The sequence below is a fragment of the Mesorhizobium sp. M7A.F.Ca.CA.004.12.1.1 genome (genome assembly GCF_003997835.1).
Taxonomy (GTDB): Bacteria; Pseudomonadota; Alphaproteobacteria; order Rhizobiales; family Rhizobiaceae; genus Mesorhizobium.
The window spans coordinates 1-9,065 of record NZ_RZRK01000185.1 but is presented as its reverse complement, the minus strand read 5'-3'; the positions used below and the strand labels follow the sequence as shown (position 1 = coordinate 9,065).

Sequence of the window (9,065 nt, the reverse complement as noted above, 5' to 3'; positions counted from 1 at the left end):
GGCTCGCCGTGAAAAGCGCCCGTTCGAGCGCACGCTGGAACTGGCCGACGCCATCGAGACGCATATCGGCCGTGCGCCGAAGGACAAGATCCATCCGGCTACGCGCGTGTTCCAGGCGCTGCGCATCTTCGTCAATGACGAGCTTGGCGAACTGGCCAAGGCCCTGTTCGCGGCCGAGCGCACGCTGAAGCCGGGCGGACGGCTCGCCGTGGTCACCTTCCATTCGCTGGAAGACCGCATCGTCAAGCGTTTCATCGCCGACCGGGCCGATGTCGCGACCGGCTCGCGGCATTTGCCCGAGGCGCATGCCCGCACCGCGACGTTCCGCAAGGCGGGTGGCGGCGTGACTGCCGGCGACGCCGAGGTGGCGGCCAATCCGCGCGCCCGTTCGGCTAGGCTGCGCGCGGCAATCCGCACGGATGCGCCAGCGCGCAGCAGCGATTTTTCGATTTTCGGCCTTCCAAAGCTTCCCGGCCCAACACTTCCTGGCACAGGCCGGCCGGGGGAGAGGTAGCTAAGTGTTTCGTACCAGCGACATTGTCCTGATCGCCGTCATGGTTGCGGTCGCGGCCCTTACCTACAAGGCCAAGCGCGAGGCCGAGGAACAATTGGCCGCGGTGCAGAAGATCCATGCGCAGATACGCTATGAGGAGGACACGATCGACCTGCTCAAGGCCGACTGGAGCCTGCTTACCCAGCCGTCGCGGCTGCAGAAGCTCGCCGAACTCTACAAGTCGCAGCTCGAACTCGAGCCGGTCAGCGCTCGCCAGATCGGCGGCATCGGCGACCTGCCGGCCAAATCCCTTGACATCCAGGACATCCTGTCGGGACGCCAGGGCGGCATGGCCGACAATTCCGACCAAGCGCCTTCGGACAGTAAGGATCCCGTCGTGACCGGAGGCATCGCCCAATGATCGGCAAACTGCTGAAGCGTCGCGCCAGGACGAGTGAAGATGGATCGATCGTGGTCGAGGGCGCCCGCAAGGCGACCGGCGGCAAGGGCAGGACGCGCATCGTCATGACCATGGCGGTGTTCTTCGGTATCTTCTCGACCATATCAGGGCGGCTGGTCTACCTCGGCTTCCAGACCCCCGACATGTCGGGCGGTCCGCAGAGCCGGGTGACGGCATCGCGGCCCGACATCGTCGACCGCAACGGCGAAGTGCTGGCCACGGATATCAAGACAGCGTCGCTGTTTGCAGAACCACGCCGGATTGTCGACGCCGACGAGGCGATCGAGAAGCTGTCGACGGTGCTTCCGGACATCGACTATGAGCAGACCTACCACAAGCTGAAGAGCGGCGCCGGTTTCGTCTGGCTGCAGCGGCAGCTGACGCCCAAGCAACAGTCCGACATCATGCAACTCGGCATTCCCGGTTTCGGCTTCCGTACCGAAAAGCGCCGCTTCTATCCGAGCGGCGAGACCTCGTCCTACATTGTCGGCCTCACCAACATCGACAACCAGGGCATCTCCGGAATGGAGAAATATGTCGACGAGCAAGGCTTGAGCGACCTGCAGGCATCGGGCCTTGCCATTGCCAAGGATCTCAAGCCGGTAAAGCTTTCGATCGATCTGCGCGTGCAGCATGTGGTGCGCGACGAGATCGCCGCCGGCCTGGAGCGCTATCGTGCCATGGGCGCCGGCGCCGTCGTGCTCAACGTCAAGACCGGCGAAGTGGTGGCCATGGCCTCGGTGCCGGATTTCGATCCGAACAATCCCTACAATGCACAGGACAAGGACCGGCTGAATCGCATGTCGGCGGGCCTCTACGAGATGGGCTCGACCTTCAAGAGCTTCACCTCAGCCATGGCGCTCGATTCCGGCAAGGCGACGATGGCGAGCCGCTTCGATGCTTCGCATCCAATCCGCGTCGGCCATCAGGCCATTCACGATTTCCACGGCAAGAACCGTGTGCTGTCGTTGCCGGAGGTGTTCCTCTATTCGTCCAACATCGGGTCGGCCAGGGAAGCCGAGATGGTCGGCATCGAGGGCCATCGCGAATTCCTGCATCGCCTTGGCCTTCTGGACAGGATGCAGACCGAATTGCCGGAGACTGCCCGTCCGACTGAACCGAAGGTCTGGAAACAGGTCAATTCATTCACCATCGCCTTCGGCCATGGCGTGTCGACGACGCCGCTGCAAGCGGCTGTGGGCTGCGCGGCGTTGATGAATGGCGGCTTCCTGATGAACCCTACCTTTTTGGTGCGCACGCAGGCGGAAGCGATGGCCACCGCCAAGAAAGTGGTGAGCGAAAAGACCGTCGAAGGCATGCGCTACCTCTATTCGCTCAATGCCGAGAAGGGCTCTGCCCGAAACGCCAGAGTCCCCGGCTACCGCGTTGGTGGCAAGACCGGAACGGCCGAGAAGGTCGTCAATGGCCGCTACTCCAAGGACTTGAATTTCAACACTTTCGTCGCCGCCTTCCCGATGGACGATCCGCAGTATCTGGTGTTTACCATTGCCGATGCCCCGCACCCGGAAAAGCCTGGCATGACGGATGTCGCGGCCGCAAATGCGGGGGTCATGGCCGGCAATATCATCAGGCGTTCAGCTGCCATGCTTGGCGTGAAGCCAGATTTCAGCCATGAAAATGGTGCAACGCTGGTTTCCTATCAGTGATTCTTAGGGCGCGCCGGCAACAGCGCGCTATTTTGTTGCGGTGAACGGGACTCGATGAAGCTCAGAGATCTAGCCGGTATCCTGCCCGTCGAGGGAATAGCTTCCGTCGATCTGGAGGTTACAGGGATTTCTTCGGATCCCCGTCAGGTAAAAGCGGGTGTTGTCTTCTTTGCGCTCGCGGGAACCAAGGCCGACGGTGCCGTTTATGCCGCCGACGCCGCCGCGCGCGGTGCGGCCGCGATCGTAGCGGGCAAGGGCAGCACCATTGCCGGGCTGTCGGTCCCGGTATTGGCAGTCGACGATCCGCGCCTGGCGTTGGCGCTGAGTGCGGCCCGCTATTTCGGCAAGCAGCCTGAGATAATGGTCGCGGTGACCGGCACCAGCGGCAAGACTTCGGTCGCGGCTTTCACCAGGCAGATCTGGGAGCAGTCCGGTTATGCCGCCGCTTCGATCGGCACCACTGGCGTGGTGGCGCCTGGGCGCAACGACTATGGCTCGCTGACGACACCCGATCCGGTCGCCCTGCATCAATTGCTGCGGGAATTGGCGGATGCCGGCGTTACCCACGCTTCGATGGAGGCTTCCAGCCATGGGCTCGACCAGCGCCGTCTGGACGGTGTGAAGCTGGCGGCCGGCGGCTTCACCAATCTCGGCCGCGATCATATGGACTATCATCCGACCATCGAGGACTATCACCGCGCCAAACTGCGTCTGTTCGATGCGCTGCTGCCGAAAGGCGCACCGGCCGTCATCTTCGCCGACGATCCATGGTCGGCACCGACGATTCAGGCGGCGCGGGCCGCCGGGCTCGAAGTGCTGACGGTCGGCCGCCATGGCGATTTCCTCAGGCTGAAGCGGGTCGAGCACGAGCGCCACCGCCAGCGGGCCGAGGTCGAGGCCGATGGCGTGCTCTACGAGATCGACCTGCCGCTGGCCGGTGATTTCCAGATTTCGAATGCGCTGGTTTCGGCGGGTCTTGCCATTTCCACGGGAACACCTGTAGCCAAGGCATTGTTGGCGTTGGAGAAATTGAAGGGCGCCCCGGGCCGGCTCGACCTCGTCGGCACCACCGGCAATGGCGCGCCGGTCTATGTCGATTATGCCCACAAGCCCGACGCGCTGGAAAACGTGCTGTCCTCGGTGCGCCCATTCACCACCGGCCGCGTCATCGTCGTGTTCGGCTGCGGCGGCGACCGCGACCGCGGCAAGCGACCGATCATGGGCGAGATTGCAACGCGGCTTGCAGATGTCGTCATCGTCACCGACGACAATCCGCGCTCCGAAGTGCCGAAAACGATCCGCGCCGCTATTTTGGCCGCCGCCCCCGGTGCCATCGAGATCGGCGACCGGCGCCAGGCGATCCACGAGGCGGTTGCCATGCTGCATGCCGGCGACACGCTGATCGTGGCCGGCAAGGGGCACGAGGAAGGCCAGACGATCGGCTCCGAGACCTTGCATTTCTCCGATCACGAGGAAGTTCGCGCGGCACTTACGGAGCGTGCCGCATGAGCTTGCTGTGGACCTGCGAGGCGCTGGTTGCCGCCATGGACGGGCGGCCGTTGGGGCCGATGCCGGAAGGCATTTCCGGCATTTCGATCGACAGCCGCAGCCTGCAGCCGGGCGACGCCTTCTTCGCCATCAAGGGCGAGGCGATGGACGGCCATGACTTCGCCACCGCCGCCATCAAGGCCGGCGCCGGCGTGCTGGTGGTGGCCGAAGGCAAGCTGCCGTCGCTCGGCCGGCTGACGGCGCCGATCATCGTCGTCGAGGACGTGCTGGTCGCACTGGAAAAGCTTGGAATTGCGTCGCGCGCCCGCTCGAGCGCGAAAATCATCGCTGTGACCGGTTCGGCCGGCAAGACCACGACCAAGGAAGCGCTGCGCCATGTGCTGCAAGCCGTCGGCAAGGTGCACGCCTCGGCGCAGTCCTTCAACAATCACTGGGGCGTGCCGCTGACCTTGGCGCGCATGCCTGATGATTGCGACTATGCCGTATTCGAGATCGGCATGAACCATCCCGACGAAATCCGGCCGCTGGTAAAAATGGTGAGGCCGCATGTCGCCATCGTCACCATGATCGCGGCGGCGCATCTCGGCTTTTTCCGCAATCTCGACGAGATTGCCAAGGCCAAGGCCGAGATTTTCGAAGGGCTGGAGCCCGAGGGGGCCGCCATCCTCAACCGCGACGATGCGCGCTTCAAGCTGCTCGACAAGATGGCCCATGCCGCCGGTGTCGAGCACGTCTACGGCTTCGGCGAGAATGCGCGCTCTACCTTCAAGCTCACCAAATGCGAACTGCATGCGGATCATTCCGACATCATCGCCAGGATCGGCGGCCACGAAGTGGCGGCGCGGATCGGCGCGCCCGGCCGCCATATGGTGCAGAACGTGCTGGCGGTGCTGGGTGCTGCGCATCTGGTCGGCGCCGATCTCGACAAGGTGGCTTCAGCACTGGCCGATCTCTCTGCCGAACGCGGGCGCGGCAAGCGCCATGTGCTGCGCCATCCCGGTGGCTCGACTTCGAGCCACCCAGGTGGCTCGACTTCGAGCTACCCAGGTGGACTGATCACGCTGATCGACGAAAGCTACAACGCCAATCCGGCATCGATGGCTGCTGCCATGGCATTGCTCAACGCGACGCCTGTGACGGGCGAGGGCCGCCGCATCGCCGTGCTCGGCGACATGCTCGAACTTGGCGACCATTCGGCCAAGCTGCATGCAGCCCTTGCCGACCTCATCGTCGGCACGGGCACGCGGACCGTCTTTCTCGGCGGCCCGGAAATGCGGGCGCTGGCAGAAGCGCTGCCGGCTGAGATCAAGACGGAATACCGCGCCGGTGTCGAGGAGTTGAAGCCGGTGCTGCTTGCCGCGCTCAAGCCGGGCGACGTGGTGATGATCAAATCGTCGAAGGGCATCGGCTTTGCAAAACTGGTCGATGCGCTGCTGGGCAAATTCCCGGCTGAATCGACAGCCAGAAAACAGACCTAGGTCGGGGGACGAAAAGCGCATGTTTACACTGCTCGTCGATTTTGCGGACAAGGTCTCGGTCTTCAATGTCTTCCGCTACATCACCTTCCGCACCGGCGGGGCGCTGATCACGTCGGCGCTGATCGTCTTCATCTTCGGGCCGACCATCATCAATTCGCTGCGGCTGCGGCAAGGCAAGGGCCAGCCGATCCGCGCCGACGGACCGCAGACGCATTTCAAGAAGGCCGGCACGCCGACCATGGGCGGACTGATGATCCTGTCGGGCATCATCGGCTCGTCGCTTTTGTGGGCCAACCTGTCGAGCATCTATGTCTGGGTGGTGCTGCTGGTGACGCTGGGCTTCGGCTCGATCGGCTTCTACGACGACTATCTGAAGGTGACGAAACAGTCACATCTCGGCTTTTCCGGCAAGGCAAGGCTGGCGCTTGAATTCGTTATCGCCGGCATCGCCGCCTGGGTGATCATGCACAATGGCCAGGCGCCGTTCTCTTCGTCGCTGACGTTTCCCTTCGCCAAGGAATTCATCGTCAATCTCGGCTGGTTCTTCATTCCGTTCTCCTGCTTCGTCATCGTCGGAGCAGGCAATGCTGTGAACCTCACCGACGGTCTGGACGGGCTGGCGATCGTGCCGATCATGATCGCGGCGGCCTCCTTCGGCGTCATCGCCTATCTCTCCGGCAACGCCGTGTTCGCCGAATATCTGCAGATCCATTTCGTGCCCGGCACCGGTGAACTGGCGGTCGTGCTCGGCGCTGTCATCGGCGCTGGCCTCGGCTTCCTCTGGTTCAACGCGCCGCCTGCGGCGATCTTCATGGGCGATACCGGCTCGCTGGCCATGGGTGGCCTGATCGGCACCGTCGCGGTCGCCACCAAGCACGAGATCGTGCTGGTCATCGTCGGCGGATTGTTCGTCGTGGAAATCCTGTCAGTCATCATCCAGGTCGGCTACTTCAAGATGACCGGCAAGCGGGTGTTCCTGATGGCGCCGATCCACCATCATTTCGAAAAGCTAGGCTGGACCGAAAGCCAGGTGGTGATCCGCTTCTGGATCATCGCCGTCATCCTGGCGCTGGTCGGCCTGTCGACCCTCAAGCTGAGATAGGAAGCCCTTTGATCCCCGCCGCATCCTTTTCAGGCAAGCGCGTTTCCCTCTTCGGGCTCGGTGGCTCGGGGATTGCGACGGCGCGCGCGCTGATCGAGGGCGGCGCGGACGTGCTGGCCTGGGACGACAATCCCGAAAGCGTTGCCAAGGCCGCCGTTGCCGGTATCGCGACCGCTGATTTGCGCGGCGCCGACTGGGCGAAATTCTCGGCTTTCGTGCTGTCGCCGGGCGTCCCGCTGACGCATCCCAAGCCGCATTGGACGGTGGAGCTGGCGCGCGGTTCAGGCGTCGAGATCATCGGCGACGTCGAGCTTTTCTGCCGCGAGCGGATGCTGAGCGCGCCGACGTCGCCCTTCATCGCCATCACCGGCACCAACGGCAAGTCGACGACGACCGCGCTGACCGCGCATATCCTGAAAGCCGCGGGACGCGACACCCAGATGGGCGGCAATATCGGCCGCGCGGTGATGACGCTCGATCCGCCCGAGCCCGATCGGCACTATGTGGTCGAATGCTCGTCTTACCAGATCGACCTCGCGCCCTCGATCAATCCGACGGCGGGCATCCTGCTTAACCTGACGCCCGATCATCTCGACCGCCACGGCACCATGCAGCACTACGCCGCGATCAAGGAGCGGCTGGTGGCCGGCAGCGAGACGGCGATCGTCGGCATCGACGATTCCTGGTGCGCGCAGATCGCCGAGCGGCTGGAGCGGGCGGGGCGGCATGTCACCCGCATTTCCAAGCGCCTGCCACTGACGGACGGCTATTTCGCCGATGGCACCAATCTGATGGAAGCGGTGCACGGCCGTTACAGCCGCGTCGCCTTCCTCGAAGGCATCGGCTCGCTGCGCGGCCAGCACAATGCCCAGAACGCGCTGGCGGCGGTCGCCGCTTGCCTCAAGGTCGGACTGGAGCTTGGCGAAATCCAGTCGGGGCTGGAAAGCTTTCCCGGCCTCGCTCACCGCATGGAGCAGGTCGGCCGCAAGGACCATGTGCTGTTCATCAACGATTCCAAGGCGACCAATGCCGATGCGGCAGCACCCGCGCTATCCAGCTTTACGCGCATCTACTGGATCGCCGGCGGCCTGCCCAAGGAAGGCGGCATCGAGCCGTTGCGCGGCTTCTTTCCGCGCATCGCCAAGGCCTATCTGATTGGCGAGGCGGCGCCGGCCTTTTCGGCGACGCTGGGCGAGGCAGTTCCCTACGAGATCTCAGGCACGCTGGCCGCCGCGGTCGAGCACGCCGCGCATGATGCCGCTAAGGACGACAGCGGCGAGGCGGTGGTGCTGCTGTCGCCGGCCTGCGCCAGTTTCGACCAGTTCAAGAATTTCGAAGTCCGCGGCGAAGCCTTCAGGCAAGCTGCGAATGCTATCGAGGGTGTGAAACCCATCGGAGGGGCACGATAATGCAAAGCCGTCTCGACAAAAGCCCGGTGGCAACCTGGTGGTGGACGATCGATCGCTGGTTCCTGGCGGCGTTCCTGTCGCTGATGGGGCTCGGCATCGTCTTGTCCTTCGCCGCCAGTCCGGCGGTGGCCGAACGCATCGGCCTCGACAGTTTCCACTTTGCCACCAGGCAGATCATCTTCACCGTGCCGGCGCTCGGTGTGATGCTGGCAGTCTCCTTCCTCGATTCCAGGCAGATCCGGCGCATGGCGCTGGTCATCCTGTGCCTGATGCTGGTGCTGATGGTGGCGGTGCTCTACATCGGCGTCGAGGTGAAGGGTGCGCGCCGCTGGGTGTCGCTTGCCGGCCTGTCGATCCAGCCGTCGGAATTCCTGAAGCCGGCCTTCGTCATCATGTGCGCGTGGCTTTTCGCCGAGCACAAGCGCCAGCCCGATATTCCGGGCAATCTGTTTGCCATGCTGCTGCTGGTGCTGGTCGTATCGCTGCTGGTGGCGCAACCGGACCTCGGCCAGACCATGCTGACGACCGGCACCTGGGGCATCATGTTCTTTATGGCCGGGCTGCCCTGGCTGTGGATCGTCGCGCTGGGTGCGGCCGGCGTCGGCGGCGTCTTTGCCGCCTATACGGTGTTCCCGCACGTTGCCCTGCGCATCGACAAGTTCCTCACCGGCGAGGGCGACACGTTCCAGGTCGACATGGGGCGCGAAGCGCTGATCAATGGCGGCTGGTTCGGAGTCGGACCGGGCGAGGGCACCGTCAAGCGCGTCATCCCCGACAGCCATGCCGACTTCGTCTTCTCGGTTGCCGGCGAAGAGTTCGGGCTGATCATGTGCTTCTTCATCATGTCGATCTTCGCCTTCATCGTTCTGCGCGGCCTCAACACGGCGCTGAAGGAGCATGACGATTTCACCCGCTATGCGGTCGGCGGCCTCGTCACCGTGTTCGGC

8 protein-coding genes are annotated in these 9,065 nt (G+C 63.8%); all 8 read left to right on the top strand.

Annotation, left to right across the window (positions count from 1 at the left end; all coding sequences use genetic code 11):
- On the top strand, window positions 1-514 hold a 514-nt coding region (mraW, locus tag EN984_RS12340), incomplete at its 5' end, for a 16S rRNA (cytosine(1402)-N(4))-methyltransferase (RefSeq protein WP_127383765.1).
- A gap of 4 nt (window positions 515-518) precedes the next feature.
- Window positions 519-914: a hypothetical protein gene (locus EN984_RS12335; RefSeq protein ID WP_127271473.1), complete on the top strand. Its 396-nt coding sequence runs from the start codon at window positions 519-521 to the stop codon at window positions 912-914.
- Window positions 911-2,620: a penicillin-binding protein 2 gene (locus tag EN984_RS12330; RefSeq protein ID WP_027034944.1), complete on the top strand. Its 1,710-nt coding sequence runs from the start codon at window positions 911-913 to the stop codon at window positions 2,618-2,620. The genes EN984_RS12335 and EN984_RS12330 overlap by 4 nt, the downstream gene beginning before the upstream one ends.
- A 54-nt stretch (window positions 2,621-2,674) precedes the next feature.
- The gene (locus EN984_RS12325) at window positions 2,675-4,129 is read left to right on the top strand and encodes a UDP-N-acetylmuramoyl-L-alanyl-D-glutamate--2,6-diaminopimelate ligase (RefSeq protein WP_127383764.1); all 1,455 of its coding nucleotides are present in this window, start codon (window positions 2,675-2,677) and stop codon (window positions 4,127-4,129) included.
- A complete protein-coding gene (locus EN984_RS12320; protein WP_127269411.1) occupies window positions 4,126-5,607 on the top strand; it encodes a UDP-N-acetylmuramoylalanyl-D-glutamyl-2,6-diaminopimelate--D-alanyl-D-alanine ligase in 1,482 nt (493 codons plus the stop codon). Before EN984_RS12325 ends, EN984_RS12320 begins: the two co-directional genes overlap by 4 nt.
- A gap of 19 nt (window positions 5,608-5,626) precedes the next feature.
- Window positions 5,627-6,709: a phospho-N-acetylmuramoyl-pentapeptide-transferase gene (gene mraY / locus EN984_RS12315; protein ID WP_013530954.1), complete on the top strand. Its 1,083-nt coding sequence runs from the start codon at window positions 5,627-5,629 to the stop codon at window positions 6,707-6,709.
- An 8-nt stretch (window positions 6,710-6,717) separates the two neighbouring features.
- Window positions 6,718-8,118 carry a UDP-N-acetylmuramoyl-L-alanine--D-glutamate ligase gene (gene murD, locus EN984_RS12310; protein WP_127270938.1) on the top strand — a complete coding sequence of 467 codons (1,401 nt, stop codon included), beginning with the start codon at window positions 6,718-6,720 and terminating at the stop codon, window positions 8,116-8,118.
- Window positions 8,118-9,065, top strand: a 948-nt coding sequence (locus EN984_RS12305; protein WP_164765450.1) for a putative peptidoglycan glycosyltransferase FtsW, incomplete at its 3' end; no start/stop codon positions are given. The genes murD and EN984_RS12305, both read left to right, overlap by 1 nt.

Bases quoted from the DNA above. Each gene is read 5' to 3' on its own strand.
- EN984_RS12330 (WP_027034944.1), top strand. From the start codon at position 911: ATGATCGGCAAACTGCTGAAGCGTCGCGCCAGGACGAGTGAAGATGGA.
- EN984_RS12325 (WP_127383764.1), top strand. From the start codon at position 2,675: ATGAAGCTCAGAGATCTAGCCGGTATCCTGCCCGTCGAGGGAATAGCT.
- EN984_RS12320 (WP_127269411.1), top strand. From the start codon at position 4,126: ATGAGCTTGCTGTGGACCTGCGAGGCGCTGGTTGCCGCCATGGACGGG.
- mraY (WP_013530954.1), top strand. From the start codon at position 5,627: ATGTTTACACTGCTCGTCGATTTTGCGGACAAGGTCTCGGTCTTCAAT.